Annotated in this window: 21 protein-coding genes and 1 tRNA gene; 19 read left to right on the top strand and 3 right to left on the bottom strand. The window is 58.8% G+C overall.

Going from position 1 to position 21,514, the window contains the following annotated elements; genetic code table 11:
- Positions 1-205 precede the first annotated feature (205 nt).
- The 5 genes from TRM7615_RS11725 (at position 206) to TRM7615_RS11705 (ending at position 6,811) form a co-directional block, all read left to right on the top strand.
- A complete protein-coding gene (locus TRM7615_RS11725) occupies positions 206-502 on the top strand; it encodes a virulence factor (protein WP_108787670.1) in 297 nt (98 codons plus the stop codon).
- Between the two features lie 26 nt (positions 503-528).
- Positions 529-1,458: a methylenetetrahydrofolate reductase gene (locus TRM7615_RS11720; RefSeq protein ID WP_108787668.1), complete on the top strand. Its 930-nt coding sequence runs from the start codon at positions 529-531 to the stop codon at positions 1,456-1,458.
- 9 nt (positions 1,459-1,467) lie between these two features.
- Positions 1,468-2,529 carry a methyltetrahydrofolate cobalamin methyltransferase gene (locus tag TRM7615_RS11715; protein ID WP_108787666.1) on the top strand — a complete coding sequence of 354 codons (1,062 nt, stop codon included), beginning with the start codon at positions 1,468-1,470 and terminating at the stop codon, positions 2,527-2,529.
- A 129-nt stretch (positions 2,530-2,658) separates the two neighbouring features.
- Positions 2,659-4,272, top strand: coding sequence for an AMP-binding protein (locus TRM7615_RS11710; protein WP_108787664.1), 1,614 nt, complete (start codon positions 2,659-2,661; stop codon positions 4,270-4,272).
- A gap of 118 nt (positions 4,273-4,390) precedes the next feature.
- On the top strand, positions 4,391-6,811 hold the full coding sequence (locus tag TRM7615_RS11705; RefSeq protein ID WP_108787662.1) for a GcvT family protein: 2,421 nt from the start codon (positions 4,391-4,393) through the stop codon (positions 6,809-6,811).
- 1 nt (position 6,812) lies between these two features.
- Here the strand turns inward: TRM7615_RS11705 and TRM7615_RS11700 are convergent, their stop codons facing one another.
- A complete protein-coding gene (locus tag TRM7615_RS11700) occupies positions 6,813-7,805 on the bottom strand; it encodes a cation efflux transmembrane domain-containing protein (protein ID WP_125133673.1) in 993 nt (330 codons plus the stop codon).
- A 211-nt stretch (positions 7,806-8,016) separates the two neighbouring features.
- Between TRM7615_RS11700 and TRM7615_RS11695 the strand changes: the two genes are divergently transcribed.
- From TRM7615_RS11695 to TRM7615_RS11660, 8 genes are all read left to right on the top strand, one after another.
- Entirely contained in the window at positions 8,017-9,030 is a 1,014-nt protein-coding gene (locus tag TRM7615_RS11695; protein WP_108787658.1) for a GlxA family transcriptional regulator, read from the top strand.
- A gap of 125 nt (positions 9,031-9,155) precedes the next feature.
- Positions 9,156-10,295, top strand: a complete 1,140-nt coding sequence (locus TRM7615_RS11690; protein WP_108787656.1) for an aromatic ring-hydroxylating oxygenase subunit alpha — start codon at positions 9,156-9,158, stop codon at positions 10,293-10,295.
- Positions 10,296-10,386: 91 nt separating this feature from the next.
- The gene (betC, locus tag TRM7615_RS11685) at positions 10,387-11,934 is read left to right on the top strand and encodes a choline-sulfatase (protein ID WP_235824076.1); all 1,548 of its coding nucleotides are present in this window, start codon (positions 10,387-10,389) and stop codon (positions 11,932-11,934) included.
- Positions 11,924-12,718: an SDR family NAD(P)-dependent oxidoreductase gene (locus TRM7615_RS11680; RefSeq protein WP_235824075.1), complete on the top strand. Its 795-nt coding sequence runs from the start codon at positions 11,924-11,926 to the stop codon at positions 12,716-12,718. Before betC ends, TRM7615_RS11680 begins: the two co-directional genes overlap by 11 nt.
- Before the next feature lie 3 nt (positions 12,719-12,721).
- A complete protein-coding gene (gene kce, locus TRM7615_RS11675) occupies positions 12,722-13,657 on the top strand; it encodes a 3,5-dioxohexanoate:acetyl-CoA acetone transferase (RefSeq protein ID WP_108787652.1) in 936 nt (311 codons plus the stop codon).
- 13 nt (positions 13,658-13,670) lie between these two features.
- Positions 13,671-15,089 carry an aminobutyraldehyde dehydrogenase gene (locus TRM7615_RS11670; RefSeq protein ID WP_108787989.1) on the top strand — a complete coding sequence of 473 codons (1,419 nt, stop codon included), beginning with the start codon at positions 13,671-13,673 and terminating at the stop codon, positions 15,087-15,089.
- Positions 15,089-15,829, top strand: a complete 741-nt coding sequence (locus TRM7615_RS11665) for an SDR family NAD(P)-dependent oxidoreductase (RefSeq protein WP_108787650.1) — start codon at positions 15,089-15,091, stop codon at positions 15,827-15,829. The genes TRM7615_RS11670 and TRM7615_RS11665 overlap by 1 nt, the downstream gene beginning before the upstream one ends.
- Entirely contained in the window at positions 15,829-16,755 is a 927-nt protein-coding gene (locus tag TRM7615_RS11660; protein ID WP_108787648.1) for a 3-hydroxyacyl-CoA dehydrogenase NAD-binding domain-containing protein, read from the top strand. Before TRM7615_RS11665 ends, TRM7615_RS11660 begins: the two co-directional genes overlap by 1 nt.
- 103 nt (positions 16,756-16,858) lie before the next feature.
- Here TRM7615_RS11660 and TRM7615_RS11655 read toward each other — a convergent pair.
- Positions 16,859-16,948 (bottom strand) — tRNA-Ser (locus TRM7615_RS11655).
- A 123-nt stretch (positions 16,949-17,071) separates the two neighbouring features.
- Here TRM7615_RS11655 and TRM7615_RS11650 point away from each other — a divergent pair.
- The 6 genes from TRM7615_RS11650 (at position 17,072) to TRM7615_RS11625 (ending at position 21,074) form a co-directional block, all read left to right on the top strand.
- Positions 17,072-17,941 (top strand): DUF2059 domain-containing protein, encoded by an 870-nt coding sequence (locus TRM7615_RS11650; RefSeq protein WP_108787646.1) that lies wholly within the window; start codon positions 17,072-17,074, stop codon positions 17,939-17,941.
- The gene (locus TRM7615_RS11645) at positions 17,941-18,753 is read left to right on the top strand and encodes a DUF2059 domain-containing protein (RefSeq protein WP_108787644.1); all 813 of its coding nucleotides are present in this window, start codon (positions 17,941-17,943) and stop codon (positions 18,751-18,753) included. The genes TRM7615_RS11650 and TRM7615_RS11645 overlap by 1 nt, the downstream gene beginning before the upstream one ends.
- A gap of 212 nt (positions 18,754-18,965) precedes the next feature.
- Complete coding sequence (locus TRM7615_RS11640; protein WP_108787642.1) at positions 18,966-19,544, top strand: 50S ribosomal protein L21; 579 nt, start codon at positions 18,966-18,968, stop codon at positions 19,542-19,544.
- An 11-nt stretch (positions 19,545-19,555) separates the two neighbouring features.
- Positions 19,556-19,825, top strand: a complete 270-nt coding sequence (gene rpmA / locus TRM7615_RS11635; RefSeq protein WP_108787640.1) for a 50S ribosomal protein L27 — start codon at positions 19,556-19,558, stop codon at positions 19,823-19,825.
- A 107-nt stretch (positions 19,826-19,932) separates the two neighbouring features.
- Positions 19,933-20,541, top strand: coding sequence for a LysE family translocator (locus TRM7615_RS11630; protein ID WP_108787638.1), 609 nt, complete (start codon positions 19,933-19,935; stop codon positions 20,539-20,541).
- Positions 20,538-21,074, top strand: a complete 537-nt coding sequence (locus TRM7615_RS11625; RefSeq protein WP_108787636.1) for a GNAT family N-acetyltransferase — start codon at positions 20,538-20,540, stop codon at positions 21,072-21,074. Before TRM7615_RS11630 ends, TRM7615_RS11625 begins: the two co-directional genes overlap by 4 nt.
- Before the next feature lie 38 nt (positions 21,075-21,112).
- On the opposite strand, the gene TRM7615_RS11620 is transcribed toward TRM7615_RS11625, so the two are convergent.
- A complete protein-coding gene (locus TRM7615_RS11620; RefSeq protein ID WP_235824074.1) occupies positions 21,113-21,466 on the bottom strand; it encodes a glycine zipper family protein in 354 nt (117 codons plus the stop codon).
- Positions 21,467-21,514 lie beyond the last annotated feature (48 nt).

Below are 21,514 nucleotides of genomic sequence, written 5' to 3'. Positions count from 1 at the left end.
GTGCTGCGGGGGTCTTTTGTTGCTTACATGTGCCCGGCTCATGATTGTCCTGAAATATTCGGGCAAGCCATGGCGCAATTTATCCTCTATGCCTCTGCTCGGGCACCGAAAGGTCGCTTCAAAGTCTGCCAGTGTCGAAATCAGGCCGACCGAAACCCATATTGCCGTTTAGAACCTGTTCATCAAGTCAGGAGGAATCACATCAATGCCCGACGTCACCATCGTCTACTGGCGCGACATCCCAGCCCAAGTCATCGTCGGCAAAGGCCGCCGTGGGGCAAAGCGTCAACTTGAGGAACGGTTCGAACAAGCCATCGACCGTGCCGCGATGAAGGTGAACGCCAAGGACAGCGATGCCTATCTGGCCGAATGGCGCAAGGCTGCCCCCTATGCCGTCGACGGCGATCCCGCCGAAGTGGCCGAGGCAGAGGCCCTGCGTTTGGAGACAGAATACGATCAGGAGCGCATCAAGGCCCTGATTGCCAAAGACGGATGGGCATGAGCCCCACATCAGTATGGGAGGCCGTGATGGCTTTGCTGAATTTCAAGAAACGTGACACGGTCGAAAACGGGCCGGTGAACCCCACCGTCGAGGCGTTCCTCAAAGGTTACTCGATTGAGGTGATGCCGCGCACTGCCGCCAAGGTCGAAGACTTTCGCGCGCTGCTGCCCGAAGACACCCGCGTCTATATCGCCCACATCGAAGGCACGCCCATCGAGGATATGGTGGCTACCGCCAAGCGCCTGAAAGACGAAGGCTATGACGCGATGCCCCATTTCCCGGCACGTATCATCAAGGACAAGGCCACGCTGGCCGATTGGATTTCGCGCTATCAGGGCGAAGCGGACGTCAAGCAAGGTCTGATCCTGGCCGGTGGCGTGGCCGAGCCGCACGGCGATTTCAGCGACTCGATGCAGCTGTTGGAAACTGGCCTGTTCGATCAGGCGGGCTTCACCAACCTGCACGTCGCGGGCCACCCCGAGCCGAACCTGGACATCGACCCCAAGGGCGGCCGTGCCAACACCTATGCGGCGCTCGACTGGAAACTGGAATTCTCCAAGCGCACCGACGCGCAGATGGCTCTGGCGACCCAGTTCTGCTTTGAAGCACAGCCTGTCATCGACTGGGTCAACGAACTGGCCGAGCGCGGCATGAACTTGCCGGTGCACATCGGCATCGCCGGTCCGGCGAAATTGCAGACCATGATCAAGTTCGCCATCGCCTGTGGCGTTGGCCCGTCGCTCAAGGTGCTGCAGAAACGTGCCAAGGACGTGACCAAGCTGCTGCTGCCGCACGAGCCGAACGAGATCATTACCGATCTGGCGGTGCACAAGGCGGCGAACCCGGACTTCCAGATCGATAAGGTCCACTTCTTCCCACTCGGTGGCATCAAGACCAACGCCACCTGGGCCATCAACAATGGCGGCGAGAGCACTCGCCCCGTAAACCCCGCATAAGAGGCCGACATGACGCAGACCATTGTAGAGAGCAAAACCAAAACGGCAGTGATCGGCTTTGATCAGCCGTTCTGCGTGATTGGCGAACGCATCAACCCCACCGGCCGCAAAAAGCTGGCAGCTGAACTCGAAGCGGGCGACTTTTCGACCGTTGAGAAGGATGCCGTTGCTCAGGTTCTGGCGGGTGCGACCGTTCTCGATATCAACGCGGGCGTGGTCTACAACTCGAACCCCAACCCGAACGAGACCGAGCCGCCGCTGATGAAAAAGATCGTCGAGCTGGTTCAGGGCCTGGTCGACGTGCCGCTCTGCATCGATAGTTCGGTTCCCGGCGCTCTGGAAGCAGGTCTTGAGGTCTGCGAAGGCCGCCCGCTGCTGAACTCGGTCACCGGTGAAGAAGAGCGCCTGGAAGAGATCCTGCCTCTGGTCAAGAAATACAACGTGCCGGTTGTGGCCATCTCGAACGACGATACCGGTATTTCCGAGGACCCCGATGTGCGCTTTGCCGTGGCCAAGAAGATCGTGGAACGTGCTGCCGATTTTGGCATCCCGGCTCACGACATCGTGGTTGACCCGCTGGTGATGCCTGTGGGCGCGATGGGGACTGCTGGCTTGCAGGTGTTTGCCCTGGTCCGTCGTCTGCGCGAAGAACTGGGCGTGAACACCACGTGCGGCGCATCCAACATCTCGTTTGGTCTGCCCAACCGTCACGGCATCAACAACGCCTTCTTGCCGATGGCGATGGGGGCAGGCATGACCTCGGCGATCATGAACCCTGTTGCTCTGCCCATCGGTCCCAAGAAGATCGCTGAAAAGCGCGCCGAGGTCGAAGCATCGGGCATCGTTCTGCCTGCGGACATGGATGACGAGGCATTCTGCCAGATGTTTGGCCTGGGCTCGACCAAGCCGCGTGCAGGCAAGGAAATGGAGGCCATCCGTGCCGCCAACTTCCTGACCAACAACGACCCGCACGGTGGCGAGTGGATCAAGTTCAACAAGCCGCCTGCCAAAGCTGGTGAAGAAGGCCGTGGCCGGGGTGGCCGCGCCGGCGGCCGCCGTCGCCGCGCGTAAGCTAGGATCACACAATCGATGCAAGAAGGCCGAGCCAATAGCGCTTGGCCTTTTTTTTGTGTTCGAAATTTCTTTCGGGCACATCGTGATCTCCGTCTATAGTCCCTGATTAGAGGGGGAGACTGGACGATGTATGACGTTGAACTGACACGATCCGAATTCCTGATTCAGGATGATGAGGTCATCCTTGAAACCACCGTTGGCGGGCTGCTGCGCGAGGTGGCACAAGCGGTCCCCGATCAACTGGCTTTGGTCGAAATAGATGAAACGGGTGCCAACGGTCGCCGTTGGACATACAAGCAGTTGCTTCAGGACGCCGAGGATATCGCACGCTCTTTGACCACGCGGTACGAACCGGGAGAGAGGGTGTGTGTCTGGGCCCCGAATATTCCGGAATGGGTCTTACTTGAATACGCCTGTAGCTTGGCCGGTTTGACATTGGTCACGGCAAATCCCGCGTATCAAGTGCAGGAACTTGCTTATGTCCTTGAACAATCGCGGTCGGTTGCCCTGTTTCGGACCGCATCGTTTCGAGGGAATCCGATGGCGGAAATCGCGGACGAGGCGGTGCAGGGTTTGCCAAATCTACGGGACGTGATTGATATCGAGGACTGGGATGCACTGTTGGCGCAAGGCCAAAAATCGCCACAATTACCGCTTGTTAGCGCATCTGACCCTGCTCAAATCCAATATACATCGGGAACAACGGGCTTTCCGAAGGGGGCAGTTCTTAGTCATCGCGGCATTACAAATAATGCTCGGTTCTACGCAGAACGCACAGGGGCTACTCCCCGGGCTCCATGGGCCACGATGATGCCGCTGTTTCACACAGCGGGGTGCGGCATGGCCGTTTTGGGGTCTTTGCAATCAAGATCCCCGCTGTTCCTGGTCAAGTTGTTTGGCCCTGAACCCGTGCTCGAGATGATCGAGCGCGAAGGCATTGTGGCAACGGGTGGGGTTCCCACAATGCTGGTTGCAATGCTCGAAGTTATGGAAAACCGCGCCTTTGATCTGAGCGCGCTTGAAACATTCATGTCGGGCGGGTCGATGGTTGCCCCAGATCTGGTCGAAAAGATCACGACAGCATTGGGGTGCACATTTCAAACCGTTTATGGTCAAACCGAATGTTCCCCATTGGTGACACAACACCATGTTGGCGAGGCCCTTGCAGACATCTCCACCACGGTTGGGCAACCTATGCCACAAACCGAGGTGTCAATCCGGTCTACGGACAAGAATTCCGTTGTTGCCATAGGGGATGTCGGTGAAATCTGTGTGCGTGGCTATTGCACCATGTTGGAATACAACGACAATCCAGAAGCCACCAAAGCCACCATAGACGATGACGGTTGGCTGCACACCGGCGATCTGGGCACGATGGACGCGCGCGGATATGTGGCCGTGACCGGCAGGGTAAAAGAGATGATCATCCGGGGAGGTGAAAACCTGTTCCCGGCCGAGATCGAAAACGTGCTGCTGACTCATCCGTCGGTGGCCGAAGTTGCGGTGGTCGGCCTGCCGGATGAAAAATGGGGAGAAGTCGTTGCCGCCTTCATCCGTCCCGCCGAGGGGTTCGACGTGGATCCAGAGACCCTCAAAACCCACTGCCGGGCTGAAATGGCCGCAATCAAAACGCCGGTGGTTTGGAGTAAAGTAAATTCGTTCCCGCTCACCGGATCGGGAAAGATCCAAAAATTCCAAATGCGAGACAATTACTTAAGCGGAAAACTTCGCGCGATTTGACAGGCGCGAGATTTATTAAAACTAAATCTTTCTGTACTGTTCTCAAAGCCAACGCTGCTCCCGTTGACCCCGTGCGCATTCCTAGCATTTTCTCTGCGCAGGTTAATGGAGGCAGGACATGCGCAAAACGGCCAAAGTGGTTGTCATCGGTGGCGGGATCGCCGGGTGTTCGACGATCTATCATCTCACGCAAGAGGGATGGACAGATGTCATGTTGCTGGAACGCGACGAGCTGACATCCGGCACGACATGGCATTCAGCAGCCCAGGTCACCAACTTTGGCATGAACCAGACAATGGTCGGTCTGAAGACCCATTCCATAAACCTTTACAAAGAGTTGGCAGACGATCCTGAGTATCCCATCAACTATCATCACGGGGATGGCGGTATTCGCTTGGCCAACACGCACGCGCAGATGGATGGGTATCGCCACTTCGCCTCGATGGCGCGCGGCATGGATGTTCATTTCGAAGTGATCGACGCCGAGGAATGCGCGCGCCGTCACCCCTTGTTGGCCACCGATAATCTGGTGGGAGGCCTTTGGGACCCTCTGGATGGGGATATCGACCCCGCGCAGCTCTGTCAGGCCTTGGCACGACGGGCCCGCAAAGCCGGGGCTGAGGTGCATCGCAATACGCCCGTCACGGCGTTGAAACAGCTCAAGGATGACAGCTGGATCGTGTCCACGCCCAAGGGCGAAATACATGCAGAGATCGTCGTAAACGCTTGTGGTTACAGAGTTAATGAGGTTGGTGCCATGATGGGTGTGCATCATCCCGTGACCTCGATGGAGCATCAGTACTTCCTGACGGAAGAGATTCCCGCGATTAAAGAAGCAGGTCACCGCATGCCTCTGATCCGCTGCCCGATCAGCGACTACTACTCGCGGCAGGAAAAGAACGGACTGCTGGTGGGGTTCTATGAGCAGGATTGCAAAACCTGGGGTATGGACGGGATCGACCCGAATTTCGTCAACGCGCTGTGTCCCGATGATCTGGACCGGGTGACAGATGTGCTCGAAGGGGCCATCGCGCGGATGCCAGTCCTAGCTGAGGTGGGTATTCATACGATCGTCAACGGCCCGATCACCTACACCATCGACGGCGCGCCCTTGGTCGGACCGATCCCGGGCAAACGAAATGCGTTTTGTATCATTGGCTTGCGCGCCGGTCTGGGCGAGGGGGGCGGTCATGGTTGGCTGTTGGCACAGCAGATCGTGCATGGCGAGGCGTGTTACGACACCTGGTGCCTCGACCCACGTCGGTTCACTGGACACGGCAATGTGGAACTGACCGCGCTCAAGGCGATCGAGGATTATCAAAACGAGTTCCGGTTCCATTTCCCCCATGAACACCGTCCCGCCGGACGGCCCATCAAGACAACCCCGCTGACACCGGTCCTGGCGGCTGAAGGGGCCGAATTTGGTGTCGTCAACGGGTGGGAGCGGGTGGATTACATCAAATCAGATCCGGACTTTACCGAGACGCACACCTTCCGGTTCAATGAAACATTCGACGTCGTCGCCAAAGAAGTTGCTGCCATACAAACCGGCGTGGGCCTGACCGAGGTCAATGGCTTCAACCGATTCGAGCTGACGGGCACAGATGTCCACACCTTCTTGGATCGGATGATCTGTGGCCGCGTGCCGAGTAAAGAAGGTCGGGTAGGGTTGGCTTATCTGCTCAACCACCTCGGCATGGTCAAATCCGAGGCCACAATTGCCAATCTGCCCGATGGGCGCGTCTGGTATGGATCGGCGGCTGCGTCGGAATGGCATGACATGGATTGGCTGCAGGCGCATCTGCGCGAGGATGAGGACGTCCAGATCCGCTCGCTGACCAATGAGCACACAATCCTGGTTTTGGTCGGCCCCAAGGCGCGCGATGTGTTGTCAGCAGCCTCGCGCGGAGATTGGTCGCCTGCGGCCTTTCCATGGCTGTCCGTGCGCCAGGCCTTCATTGGCATTGCACCAGCGGTGGTCATGGCGGTCAGCTTTTCGGGTGAATTGGCCTATGAGATTCACGTGCCCAACAATCAGCTCTATGGAGCCTATCTGGCGCTGCGTCAGGCGGGTGAGGCGCATGGTCTTACGCTGTTTGGTAGCCGAGCGGTTGAGGCCATGCGGTTGGAAAAAGGCTATTTGCACTGGAAGGCTGAGCTTCAGACTGAATTCGATCCCTTCGAGACCGGGTTGGACCGTTTCGTCAAGCTCGACAAGGGCGACTTCATCGGTCGCGACGCCTTGGTCGTACGCCAGGCCAATGGTCCGAACCGCCAACGGGTTACGCTGGTTTTGGATAGTCACGAGGCACCCGCCCACGGAGGCGCATCGGTGATGGTGGGCGATCAGGTGGTCGGCACCGTGACCTCGGGTGATTGGGGGCACCGGGTGGGGCAGAACATCGCCATGGCTTTTGTCACGCCAGAGTTTGCCAAGGGACACGATGACCTGACCGTGGACGTCATCGGCCAGCGGGTTCCGGCGCGCGTGGTGGACCCATGCCTCTATGATCCCGAAAACGCCCGGGTGAAAGCCTGATTCAATTTTCAGGCAAACCCTTGGGGTTCAGCTTGGGATTCAGGTCGTCGGGCCACCGGCGGCCGTATTCGCTGGGCAGAACAAAGACGTCACATGACAACACCGGCGCCAGGTCGTGTTCCAGACGCAGGGTCAGCGTATCGACCTCGGCTGCCGTCACGGGACGGCCGGGGTTGTAATACACGGTGACCACAAAGGTTCGGCCCAGCTTCATCACCGACAGATCGGTCAGCACGCCTTTGGCCTCGGCCAGGGCCGGGCGCACGGTGCGGCGCACCTTGGCGATGTGTTCGGGGTCTGCGGTGACGCCGGCCAATTCTCCCAGTCCTTTCATGAAATCGGAAAAATACCGGGTGACGACGGTGGAACACAGGATCAGAACGATGATGGAATCGCCGATGGGTGTGATGAAAGACAGCGCCGTGTCCTGCAGCAGAACGATGCCTACCATACCGATCCCCGCGGCGGCAGTTATGACCCCGTCAAAGGCAGCGGCTGTGGCCTCGAGCCGCAGAATATCGCTTTTCTTGCCTGTCCGGGACCAGGCCCATTTGTGCATGCCCCAAAGCAGAAAACAGGTCACGCCGATCACCGCGAAATAGATGATCAGCGGCCCGAAAACGAGCGGTTTGGGGGCACCGCCGGATGCGTAGCTGACGATGTTCATGATCGCGCCGGTGATGGCAAAAAGCACAAGCCCCAGCAATGAAAGCGAGCGAAAGGTGGTAAAGATCGCCTCATCCGCGGCATAGCCTGCGGGGCGAATGCGATCAGGGCCTGCCTCGGCTGTCTGGCTGACCCGGCGGCCCAGGATCGCGGCAGTAAACCCGATGAGCGAGAACAGACCATCGACCAGGATCGCATCCGAATTCGACAGTATCGCAGCTGCAACCCCCGCGATGCCCATGAACAGGTTGCCCCACATGCCCACGATCAACGAACGCCCTTCGAGGCGTTTCATGTGGTTGGCGCGGTCTTCAGCTTGTGTGTTCACGACAATACCTTGTGAATTTTTAGTGTGGCCCAGTGCCGGTGGCACTCAGGTTGATCTGATTGCGTTTCGCAGTTTGGGCGCGGGCATGTTTGTCAGCCAGAGAAACAATATTCTCCGGTTTATACAACACTTATGATCCCCTCCATGCTGTCCATCCCTAGGGGGCAAAATTCTTGACCTCGTGACACTTGAGGGTAACGTGACACGTCTCATGACCCTGACCTCTGACAAGCCTGTACGTCTCTTGATTCTGGTCACGCCAAATTTCAATATGGCGGCGACAGCGGGATTCATCGACCCGTTTCGGGCGGCGAATTATCTGGATGGAGCAACGCGTTTCCGGTGGGAGGTTTGCTCGCAAGACGGCGGTACCTGTCTGGCCAGCAACGGCATGAGCATCGACACCGTCAAGCTGTCGGACCTGCAGGACCGGGCGTTTGACATCGTGATCGTGTCGGCCAGCTGGACACCCGAGCGGCACAATTCTACGCCGGTACACAGCGCGCTTTGGCGGTGGGCCAGACAAGGGGCAACGGTGGGGGCCATTGACACCGGGGCCTTCATCCTGGCCGAAGCGGGTCTTCTCAAAGATCGCCGCGCAACAGTACATTACGAACACATCGACGCGATGATCGAATTGTTTCCTGATGTGGAAACCAGCGAAGAGCTCTTTGTGTTCGATGGCAACCGCATCACATGCTGCGGCGGCGGTGCCGTCGTGGATTTTGCCTTGCATATCATACAAGGCACGCATGGGGCTGAACTGGCCAATGGGGCCGCGCGCTATGTGTTTCACCAAAGTCTGCGTCCGGTGGGCGCGATGCAAAGTCCGGGGCAGGCCGAACCCGTCGGTTTGCGTGCGCCTGATGTGGTCAGACGCTCGATTTCGATCATGGAACAAAACCTTGAGCAGCCGCTGTCCATTCCCGAGATCTGCCAAGCGGTCGACATATCTCAGCGTCAGTTGAACCGGCTGTTCACCACCTATGTTCAGAAAACGCCCAAAGTCTACTATCGGGACATTCGCCTTGACCGCGCGCGTGGATTGGTGACCCAAACCGAAATCCCCTTGGCCGAGGTGGCTTTGGCGTCTGGTTTTGCCAGCCAGGTCCATTTCAGTCGCGCCTATCGCGCGCGGTTCGGCCTTTCCCCGCGCGAGGACCGGGTCGAGGGGCGCGTGCCGTTCGAGTTTCGCGCCTGGCCGATGCATCGAAAACGGGGTTGACCCGTCGGACGGCGACAAATGTGCAAAAAGAGGCCAATTTAGTTTAGACAAGGACCCTCTCAGAACCGATGCTGTTGTAACAGGCTGAAACTCTCGGCCCGATCCAATTCAGCAAGGGGTGCACCATGACGGAATTGCCCGACGCCAAACAGTTTGTCGAAATCGCCCAGGGATGGGACGAAAACCCATCCAAATCGCTGTCTCTGCGGGCCGAGGCCTATACCGAAAGCGGCTGGTACAACGTTGATCTGCAACAGGTCATCGCCAAGACTTGGCAATGGGTGTGCCATGTCGAAAAGCTCCGTGTTCCCGGCAGTTACACCACCGTCGAAATCGCCGGTCAGCCCATTGCCCTGGTGCGCGACCGCGAAGGTGTCCTGCGCGCGTTCTACAACGTGTGCAAACACCGCGCGCACGAGCTTTTGTCGGGCGAGGGCAACACCACCCGCATCATGTGCCCCTATCACGCCTGGGTCTATAAACTGGACGGCCAATTGGTGCGCGCGCCGCACACCGAAAACCTGGACGGCTTTGAGCCGAAAGAGATCTGCCTGGATGAGGTTCAAGTCGAAGAGTTCTGTGGTTTTATCTATGTGAACCTTGATCCCAACGCCGCTTCGCTGGCCGAGCTGTCAGGCGATTTGGAAACCGAAATTCGCCATTGGGCACCAGACATCGAAGAGCTGACCTTTGCCCATCGACTGACTTATGACATCAAGTCGAACTGGAAGAATGTCGTAGATAATTTTCTAGAATGTTATCATTGTCCTACAGCGCATAAGGACTTCTGTGATCTGGTGGACATGGACACCTACAAGGTGACCACCCATGGCATCTATTCCAGCCACATGGCGGACGCAGGCAACACACCCAACAGCGCCTATGACGTGTCCAACGCAACTGTCAAAACGCATGCTGTCTGGTGGCTGTGGCCCAACACCTGCATCATGCGCTATCCGGGGCGGTCGTCGATGATCATCCTCAACATCATCCCTGCAGGCCCCGACCGGACGCTGGAAACCTATGATTTCTTCCTTGAGGAGAAGACGCCCAACGAGGCTGAACTGGAATCGATCCGCTATCTGGACGAGGTGTTGCAGGTCGAGGACATCAACATCGTTGAAAGCGTCCAAAAGGGGATGAGCACGCCCGCCTTCACCAGTGGTCGGATCGTGAACGATCCGGACGGGTCCGGCATGTCAGAACATGCGGTGCACCATTTTCACGGGCTGGTGCTGGATGCTTACCGGCGGGCGGCTGGCTGATGCTTTCCTTACGGGTCAAGCCGATGCGATTTGAACCACCGCCTTTGAGGCGCTGAAGTCAGACCATCGGTTTGAAACAAGGGAGGAGCACGTGCCGAGACGCCCCAACATCGTCATCATCATGGCCGACCAATTAGCCCCGCATTTTTGCGGAGCCTACGGCCACCGGGTCGCCAAGACCCCACATATGGACGCGCTGGCCGCGCGCGGGATGCGGTTTGACGCCGCCTATTGCAATGCGCCGCTGTGTGCGCCGTCGCGGTTTGCCTTTATGTCCGGGCAGTTGATCAGTCGGATCGCGGCTTATGACAATGCGTCCGAATTTCGGGCCAGCGTGCCGACCTTTGCGCATTACCTCAAGGCGCTTGGCTATCGCACGTGTCTGTCGGGCAAGATGCATTTTGTGGGGCCTGATCAGAAACACGGATTTCAGGATCGCGTGACCACCGACATCTACCCGGCCGATTTCGCCTGGACCCCCGATTGGGAGGCCCCGGATGAACGCATCGACAAGTGGTATCACAATATGCAGACGGTCAAGGAAAGTGGCGTTGCCGTTGCCACGTTCCAGACCGATTATGACGACGAGGTTGGCTTTGCCGCGCGGCGGTGGTTGATCGACCGGGGCAGGGATCGGGCGTCGGGGGATGAAGCCCCCTTTGCCATGGTGGCAAGCTTCATTCATCCGCATGACCCGTATGTGGCCAAGCCCGAGTTCTGGGACCTCTACTCCGATGATGACATCGACATGCCCGAGGTGGTGCTATCACCCAAGGACCAGGACCCGTTCTCGCGCCGGGTGATGGACGGGATCGAGGCCAGTTATGTACCTTTGACCGAAGAAGAGGTGCGCCGCGCCCGTCGCGCCTATCTGGCGAATGTCAGCTATTTCGACAGTAAGACCGGAGAGATGGTCAAGGCCCTCGAAGACATTGGAGAGCTGGACAACACGGTGATCATCGTCACCGCCGATCACGGCGACATGCTGGGCGAGCGCGGGCTGTGGTACAAGATGAACTTCTTCGAACATTCTGCCCGCGTGCCATTGATCATGGCTGGGCCGGGTGTCGTGCAGGGCACCGCTCCGAATGCCTGTTCTCTGGTCGATATGCTCCCGTCGTTGGTGGAGATCGCGGGAGGGGACAGCGCAACGTTGGGTGAGCCGGTGGATGGCCGCAGCTTGATGCCCCTGGCGCGAGGAGATCCCGATCCGGTGGACGAGGCCATCGGCGAATACTGCGCCGAGATGACGCCTGCACCCGTGTTCATGATCCGACGCGGCACGCTGAAATACATCCATTGCGATGTTGACCCGCCGCAGCTTTATGACTTGGCACGCGATCCTATGGAGCGTGTCAACGTCGCGGATGATCCGGCGTATGCCGAGCCTGCTGCGCGCTTTGCCGCCGAGGTTGCAGAACGCTGGAACAGCGTGGCGCTGCGCGAAGATGTGATCGCCACGCAGAAATCCCGCCGCGCGTTGCATGCCGCGATGGAGGCAGGCGCAGGTGAGGCCTGGGACTACAACCCGCCCTCGGACGCCAGCCAGCAATATGTTCGTAATCACATGGATTGGACGGTGGCCGCTGCGCGCTATCGCTTTCCACCGCTCAACAAGGATGATGACCATGAAACTTGAAGGAAAGACCGCCTTTGTCACCGGTGGACGGGGCGGCATCGGCCGCGCCATCGTGGCCCGGTTCCTGGCCGAAGGGGCGACGGTCTATGCCGCCGACCTGACGCCCGAGGGCTCATTGGCAGCGCATGACGACGACGGCAGCCGGTTTGTGCAGATGAACGTGGCGGACGAGCCTGCGGTAATGGCCGCGATGGAAAGAGTTCAGGCAGAGGCGGGTAAACTCGATATCTTGGTCAACGCGGCGGGGATCGAGATCGAAAAAACCATCGAAGAGACCACGTTGGATGAATGGAACCGATCGTTTGCGGTGAATTGCACCGGCACGTTTCTGACGTCAAAATATGCTTTGCCGCTGATGCGCGCGGCGGCCAAATCCGGCACCAGCGCCAGTATCATCAACTTTGGCAGCTATGATGGGTTCATTGCCGACCCCGGTTTGGCGGCTTACTGCGCCACCAAGGGGGCGGTGCACGCGTTGACCCGCGCCATGGCATGCGATCACGGCCCCGAAGGCATCCGCGTGAATGCCATCTGTCCGGGTTATATCGACACGCCGATGTTGCAGAGCTTTTTTGACGGCGACGGATCAGGCGGCGGCGGGCAGAACATCGAGCAACTGCAGCAGGCTGTACGCGACGTCCATCCGATGCGCACCTATGGCACGCCTCAGGATATTGCCAATCTCGTGAACTGGTTGGCCTCGGACGAGGCGCGCTATGCCAGTGGCCAGCTTTGGGTTCTGGACGGCGGCCTGTCCGCGCAAGTGCAGCAGATGAGGCTCTGACCAATGGCCAAGCAAAAATCCGTCATCATCACCTGCGCGCCCACCGGTGGCATCCACACGCCCACCATGTCCGAGCATCTGCCGATCACACCCAGCGAAATCGCACAGGCCAGCATCGAAGCAGCCGAGGCCGGGGCCTCGATCATTCACCTGCATGCGCGCGATCCTGAAACCGGCAAACCGGATCCCGACCCGGACCTTTTCATGGAGTTCTTGCCGCGCATCAAACAGGCCACCGACGCGGTCATGAATGTCTCGACCGGGGGCGGCCTTGGCATGACCCGCGAGGAACGACTGCGTGCGGCCACCCGCGCCAGCCCGGAAATGGCCAGCATGAACATCGGTTCGATGAACTTTGGCATCTTTCCGATGAAGGACAAATACAGCAATTGGAAGCACGCCTGGGAACCAGAATTCCTGGACATGACCCGCGATTTCATCTTTCGCAACACATTTGCGGATATCGAATATTGCATCAAGGAACTGGGCCAGGGTCACGGCACCCGGTTCGAGTTTGAATGCTACGATCTTGGCCATCTCTACAACCTGGCATGGATCCTTGATCAGGGCTGGATAGAAGGGCCGATCTTTGTGCAGATGGTGTTTGGCATCCTTGGCGGTGTTGGTGCCGATTTGGACAACCTGATGCACATGCACACCATCGCCAACAAGCTGTTCGGGGATGACTATGAATGGTCGGTTCTTGCAGCCGGGCGCCACCAGATCCCCTTTACCACTCAAAGCGGGCTGTTGGGGGGCAATGTCCGCGTCGGGATGGAGGACAGCCTTTACATCGGACCGGGCGAAAAAGCGATCTCAAGCGCTCAGCAGGTTACCAAGATCCGCACGATCATCGAAAACCTGGGGCTGACCGTCGCCACACCCGCCGAAGCGCGTCAGCGTCTTGGTCTAAAGGGGGGCGATCAAGTCGCGTTCTGAAATGGGGGAAAGCATGCAAACCAATCTGCTGATCAATGGTGAACTGGTCGAAGGCGAGGGGCCAGTAATCCCGGTCTTGAACCCGGCCACAGGTGAAGAGATCTGTGCTGTTCGTTCCGCTTCCTCCGAGCAGACGCAGGCGGCCATGGCTGCGGCGTATGAGGCGTTCGAAACATTTAGCCAAACCAGCCCGGCAGAACGTTCCGAACTGCTAGGGGATATCGCACAGGTCCTGACGGACAACATCGAGGAGCTGGCCGAGCTTGAAAGCCTCGATGTCGGCAAACCCTGGCCCTCGGCGCTTGAGGATGAAACGCCCCTGACGCTGGACACGTTCAGGTTTTTTGCCGGTGCAGCGCGCACCATGACAGGGGTGGCCGCGGGCGAATACGTGGCCGGTCAAACCAGCATGATCCGACGCGATCCGGTTGGGCCGGTTGCGGCCATCGCGCCGTGGAACTACCCGCTGATGATGGCCGCGTGGAAAGTGGCCGCCCCGCTGGCAGCCGGGTGCCCCGTGACGCTCAAACCGTCCGAGATGACGCCGCTGTCGACGCTTAGGGCCGCTGAGTTGATCGCATCCGTCGCGCCAAAAGGTGTTGTGAACGTCTTGCATGGGATCGGCAGGCAGGTTGGGGACCAGATGATCAACGATTTCCGAGCGGAGGCGATTTCGATTACCGGCTCAGGCGCCACGGGATCGGAAGCAATGAAGGCCGCGGCACGCCAGATCCGTCACGTCCATCTGGAATTGGGCGGCAAGGCGCCCGTGATCGTCTTTGATGATGCCGACCTAGGCGCAGTTGCGGAAACCGTTCGCTATGGGTCTTTCTTCAACGCCGGTCAGGATTGCGCGCAACCCTGTCGGATCATGGTGGCGGACGCGGTCTACGACAAAGTGGTCGACGCCATTGTGGATCAGGTGAGCCAGATCAAGGTCGGCGCACCGCGTGCCGACGGAACCGAGATGGGGCCGCTGGTCTCGGCCACTCAACGGGACGCGGTAGCCGGTTTTGTGGATCGGGCGCGAGACAGCTGCACGGTTGCCTTGGGCGGCAACAGGATCGAGGGGCCAGGGTACTTTTATGAACCCACGGTCCTGGCGGATGTGGACAACACGGCAGAGGCTGCCTGTTCCGAGATATTTGGACCTGTGGTGACCATCTCGCGCTTCTCGGACGAGGATGAAGCACTGAAGATCGCCAACGGAGGGCCATACGGTCTGGCCTCGTCGGTCTGGACCAATAACACGGGGAGGGCGATGCGCATGTCGTCGAAATTGCGATACGGATTTACATGGGTGAACACCCACGGCGTGGCCACGCCGGAAATGCCATGGGCGGCGATGAAATCCTCGGGAACCGGTTGCGACATGAGCGTTTATGCGCTCGATGCCTATACCGTGATCCGACATGTGATGGTGGCGCACTGATGCGATTGGCAGGAAAACGAGCTTTCGTAACAGGCGGCAGGCAGGGGATCGGTCGCGGGATTGTCGAAGCCTTTAGATCTGAAGGGGCCGCAGTCACCACCTGTGGCAGAGGAGACCGCCCTGAGGGGTTGGAGCAAAGTATCATCTGGTACGAGTTGGATGTGACCGATCCAATGGCAGTCCAAGACCTGGCCATTGTCACGGACGGTACGGATATTTTGGTCAACAACGCTGGGGTTCAGGTCGAAAAGACCGTCGCTGACAGCACAGACGCGGATTGGGACGCGGTTATCGGCACCAATTGTCGTGGCGTGTTCAACATGTGCCGCGCCTTCATCCCGCTTATGCCCAAGGGCAGTTCGATCATCAACATCGGATCAATTTCGGGCAACCATGCCGACCCATCCATGGCTCTTTACAACGCGTCCAAGGCCTTTGTGCATGGGCTGACCCGTTCGATCGCAGTGGATCACGGGCCAGACATTCGGTGCAATGCAATCTGTCCGGGGTGGATCAACACCGGGATGCTCGAGGCAGGGTTCGATTTGGCCGGTGACCCCGACTTAGCCCGCACCGATGCGCTCAGGCGCCATCCGATGCGCCGCTTTGGGCAGCCTGCCGATATTGCAGCAATGGCGGTTTGGCTCGCGTCAGACGAGGCCGGATTTGCAAGCGGTCAAATGTTCACGGTGGATGGCGGCATGACGGCCGCGTCCCCCCTCAATCCCGGATTGTTCTGATGGAATTTCCTCATACTGCGTCCTTGGGCGGTGGTGTAATTGGTGCCAGTTGGACCGCCTTGTTCCTGGCTTCTGGTCGTTCCGTGGCGGTCTTTGATCCTGCGGCCGACAGCGAAAAGCGCGTGCGCGACTATGTCGAAATGGCCTGGCCCGCGATGACCGAATTGGGATTGACCAAAAACGGCAATCCGGATGCGGTCAGCTTTCACGCCTCGGCGCCCGAGGCGGTCGATGGTGCGGGGTTCGTCCAGGAAAGCGTGCCCGAGCGACTGCCCATCAAACACGCGCTCTTTGCTGAAATCGAGCAGGTTCTGGGGGCGGATGCGGTGCTGGCGAGTTCCGCCTCGGGTCTGACGCTTGGCCAGATGCAGGACGGATGGACCAATCCGTCGCGCATGGTGCTTGGTCACCCCTTCAACCCACCGCACCTGATCCCCCTGGTCGAGGTGATGGGGAACGACAAGACCGCGCCGGGCGTTGTCGACGCGGCTGAGCGGTTCTATGCCAGTGTTGGCAAGACGACCATCCGGGTGAACAAAGAAGTGCCGGGGCACGTGGCCAACCGGCTGCAGGCGGCGGTGTGGCGCGAGGCGATCAACCTGGTGATCCAGGGCGTGGCCACGGTCGAGGACGTGGACAAGGCCATGTGGGCCGGCCCTGGCCTGCGGTGGGCCGCCATGGGCCCCACAATGCTGTTCAACCTGGGCGCGGGTGAGGGCGGTCTGCAGGCGTTTTGCGATCACTTCACCGACACGTTCAACGGCTGGTGGGATGACTTGGGGCAAATTCACCTGACACCGGACATCGCGGCGCAACTGATCGATGGAGTCAACCAAGAGGCAGGCGGCCTAACCCAGGCGGACCTGTCGGCTCGACGCGACGCTTTGATCACAGCAATGCAGAAGGCAACGGCCGAACTGCGTTAGGTATAAGGGCTTTTCGTGCCGCCATGCCATTGGCGTGGCGGCGCATCTGTCTGCACAGCGGCCTTGGCTTCTGAGCCATGAATTGGGCCATATCCGGGGATAGTGGCGGAGAGACAGGGATTCGAACCCTGGGTGGGCTTGCACCCACAACGGTTTTCGAGACCGCCCCGTTCGACCACTCCGGCACCTCTCCGCGGGGGTCTGTGAGGGGGGGATTTAGTGATAACCGCGAAGGTGTGCAAGCACATTTTTCCGGTTTTTTGACAAAGATCGTTTTTCCATTGTCCCAATTCCGAAAACGCTTAGATTTCTTGACATGAGTACTCTTGCCCCCCTCGCGCAGCTGCGCCCTGTTTCGACCATTTTTGCGGTATTCCTTACCTGTCTCGCCGCCATGTCCGTACTGATGCCCCGCAGTGCGAATGCTGCCGATCGCGATCAGATCGAGGCGTTTTTGACAACGACCGGGTTCGACGTGGCGCTGGACAGTATCGCGCTCACCTCATCCTCGGCGCCCACGATGCTGGGGATGGAGCCGGATGCCTTTGGCGCGGATTGGAGCCGCCTGACCAAACAGGTCTTTGACACCGAGCAGATGCATGAGATGGCCCTTGGCATTTTGGAAAAGACGCTGGACGAGGATGTCCTGGACCACGCAGTGGAATTCTATAGCAGCGATCTGGGCCAACGACTTGTCGAGGCGGAAAATGCCTCGCACATGGTCGAGGATGACGAACTGAAACAGGAACAAGGCCGTGCCATCGTTGCCGGCTTGGTGCAGATCAGCTCGCCGCGGGTCGATGTGCTGAACCGGATGAACCTGGCTATTTCGGGCACCGAAACCGCCTTGCGTGCGTTGCAAGAGGTTCAGATTCGCTTTTTGCTGGCCGCCAGTGCGGCCGGAGTTGTGGAGTTGCGCCTTGATGCCGATGGGCTGCGCGCAATGATGCGCGAGAACGAAGGAAACCTCAGAGCTGCCTTGCAACAGTCCGCATTGGCAGGGGCTGCTTACACCTATCAGGCGTTTTCGGACGAAGAAGTCGAGGGTTATACAGAGGCGCTGGAGAACCCCAAGATGCAAGAGGTCTATGAGCTGCTGAACGCGGTGCAATATGAAATCATGGCCAACCGGTTCGAGGTTCTGGCGCAAAAAATGGCGGATCTACATCCGGGGCAGGATATCTGATGCTCCATCGCGCCTTTCTTGCTGTTACCGTTTGGGTGTTCTTGGTCGTTCCGGTCTGGGCCGAGAGTGATCTGGACCCGCTGGCCCGTGCCATGAAGTTGGATGAGGTGGCTGAGATCCTGCGCGCCGAGGGGTTGCGATATGGCGCCTCTATTGATGACGACATGCTGGCGGGGCAGGGTGGGGACCACTTTGCTCAGGTGATATCCGAGATCTACCAAGAAGATCGCATCGTGTCGGCCATCCGCGCCGGGATGGAGGTGCATCTGGACGACGAGGCTCTAAGTGACACTGTGGCCTTTTTCAGCAGCGATTTGGGACAGACGATCATTTCGCTGGAAAACTCGGCCCGCCGCGCCTTTGCCGACCCGACGATCGAAGACGCCGCGCGGGAACGGTATGAAGCGACCGACGGGGACGACCGCTTTCTGCATCAGCTCGAAACCTATATCGAGGCCAATGATCTGGTCGAGCAGAACGTAAACGGAGCCCTGACGGCAGACTACAACTTCTACCTGGGACTGGCCGAAGGCAACGGTGCGCCGCGAGATGATCAGGGCATGCTGGCAACCATCCTGGAGGGGCGCGAAGACATCCGGGCAGACACGCAGGATTGGCTGTATGGGTTCCTGATGATGGCCTATAGCCCGCTGAGCGAACAGCAGATGGACGACAACATTGCCTTTTCTCGCACCAAGGCCGGGATTGCATTGAACACGGCCCTGTTCGAAGGGTTCGATGGTCTCTATAACCAAATTTCCTTTGATCTGGGATTGGCGGTTGCCCGCGCATTGCAGGCAACAGACCTGTGACGCCCGGAATTTGATTGACTTTGCCCCCTAATCCGACAATAAGCGCCCATCCCGGCTCGGAACCCCGCGCCGGGTTTCGTTATCGTATTGCCCGTAAGGGCATGAATTCGCCTATGAAAGGCGCGCTGTTTGCAGGTGGCGTCCCGTGGAATCGGGGGCCAAGAACGCCCGGCATCGGGGACCGAAGAACGCGGTAGAAAAAGGAAAGACGCATGTTTGCGGTCCTCAAGACTGGCGGCAAGCAGTACAAAGTTCAGGCGGGCGACACGCTCCGCGTTGAAAAATTGGCTGCAGATGCTGGCGAAACAGTTCAATTCAACGACATCCTGATGCTGGGCGGCGACGCTCCGGTTGTGGGTGCCCCGTTCGTGGACGGTGCTGCGGTTCAGGCCGAAGTCATCGACCAGATCAAAGGCGAAAAGGTCATCCATTTCGTCAAGCGCCGTCGTAAGCACAGCTCGAAGCGCACCAAAGGCCACCGTCAGAAGCTGACCCTGGTTCGCATCACCGAGATCCTGACCTCGGGTGCAGACAAATCGGGCGTCAAAGCTGCTCCGGCCGCTGCAAAAGCAGAAGCAAAAGCAGAGGCACCCGCCGCTGCAGCAGCTGCTGCTGACGATCTGACCAAGCTGAACGGTGTCGGCCCTGCCGCTGCCAAGAAGCTGGCTGAGGCCGGTATCGAGAGCTTTGCCGCTCTGGCCGCCTTGTCGGACGAGCAGATTGCTGCTATCGAGACGGTCAAAGTGAAACCCGAATGGGTTGAGCAGGCCAAAGAACTGGCTCAAGGCTAAGGAGAGAGAGAATGGCACATAAAAAAGCTGGCGGTTCCTCCCGTAACGGTCGCGACTCTGCTGGTCGCCGCCTTGGCGTAAAACTCTACGGTGGTCAGGCTGCAACCGCAGGCAACATCATCGTGCGTCAGCGCGGCACCAAGTTCTGGCCGGGCGAAGGCGTTGGCATGGGCAAGGATCACACAATCTTTGCAACTGTCGACGGCGCCGTGAAGTTCCACAAGGGACTGAAAAAGCGCACCTTCATTTCCGTACTGCCAGTAGCAGAAGCTGCCGAGTAACAGCCGTAACCTGAAGGTTAAGTCAAAATCAGGGGGATCGGCGGAAACGCCGGTCCCTTTCTCGTTCAAAGTTCACCATTTCACCAAGGCTTGAAGATAGTTCACCCATGCCCGTCGCAACCACCAGCTTCCTGATTTTTGCCGCCAGCCAAGTCGGCACACCGGGGCCGGCCAACATGGCCCTGCTGGCAACAGGTGCGCGCTATGGGTTTCGCGCGGCACTGCCGTTTGTTTTGGGGGTGGCTTTGGGCAAGCAGTTGGTGATTTGGCCCGTGGGCTATGGGTTGATGGAACTGGCCGACCAGGTCCCGTGGCTGTTTACGGTTCTGAAATATGCCTCCGCTACCTACATTTGCTGGTTGGCCTGGAAGGTTGCCAACCTGCGTTTGACGGTGGGCAAAGGGCAGGACAAGGCCCCTGGGTTTCTGGCCGGGCTGATCGTGCATCCGCTCAATCCCAAGGCCTGGGCCATGATTGTGGCGGGGTTTACCGGCTTTGTGTCTGCAGGAACGTCGACGTTCGAGGCGACGTTGACCATCGCTCTCGTTTTGTTGAGCTGTCAGTTGGTGTTGCACCCGATCTGGACTTTTGCGGGCGATAAAATTGCGCAGGTGGTTGCAGGACGGCCTGCCGAGAAATATTTGATGAGGACACTGGCGGCACTAACCGTCCTGTCCGTTCTTTTTGTGTTGTTCGGAGGAGGATTACACATATGAAACTGGATACAATAATAAACCAGCCGGTCATTGAAACCGAGCGGTTCGACCTGCGTCCGTTGCGTAAGTCGGACATGGGGTTGATCGAGCATTATGCATCCGATGAACGTGTGGCACGTATGACCACATCCATCCCGCATCCGCTGCCGCCGGCCGCGACCGAAGCCTTTGTTGGTCGCGCCATGGCAGATGACCGGGACGAGGACGTCTGGGCCATGGATGGCACCAAGGATGGCGGACCCGAGTTGATGGGGCTGATTTCACTGCAGAAGATGGACCGCGACCAAGCCGAAGTGGGCTATTGGGTTGCGCCGATCTTCTGGAACACGGGCCTTGCGTCTATGGCGGTCGAAGCTCTGGTTGTCGCCAATCCGTTGTGCAGCGCAAATATGTTTGCCAGTGTGTTTCAAGACAATCCGGCTTCGGCGCGGGTGCTGACCCATTGCGGGTTCCAATACCTTGGCGACGCCGAGAGCTTTTCGGTGGCCCGCGATGCCACTGTTCCAACCTGGACCTACAGCCGCAAACTGTAAGCAAGCCGGGGCGTCGCATGGACGCCCCGATCATGGCTTTATCCAACCACGTTGTGTCCACGCCCGCGCATGCAGTTCTTGACCACGGCTTCGCGCTGGTTGTTCTTGCGTACCGCATCGCCGGTAATGGCGGCCAGGGCCCCGATGGCCGCAGCCTCGCCGATGTTGTCCGAGCTGTCGTTCCAGATCGCATTGGTCGCGGCCCCGCCCACGGCACCGACGGCGGCTGCACCTGCGGTGCTGCCATCGACGGTGGGTTGGCTCGCCGCCAACGACTGACAGGCGTTCAGGTCCGAGTAGTAGTTTGCGTTCTTGGGGCCATCGACCACAGGTTCATAATTGGCGCCCGAGTTGGCACAGGCGGCTACACAAAGGGCAAAGGGCAAAAACATGTAAGGCTTCATAGAGCTAATCCGTTGATGACGTGAAAGTATTGCCTC

Origin of the sequence: Falsiruegeria mediterranea M17, from assembly GCF_900302455.1 — a bacterium.
GTDB lineage: Bacteria > Pseudomonadota > Alphaproteobacteria > Rhodobacterales > Rhodobacteraceae > Falsiruegeria > Falsiruegeria mediterranea.
The sequence above is the reverse complement of the archived record's forward strand: the minus strand, read 5'-3'. Positions and strand labels throughout refer to the sequence as shown.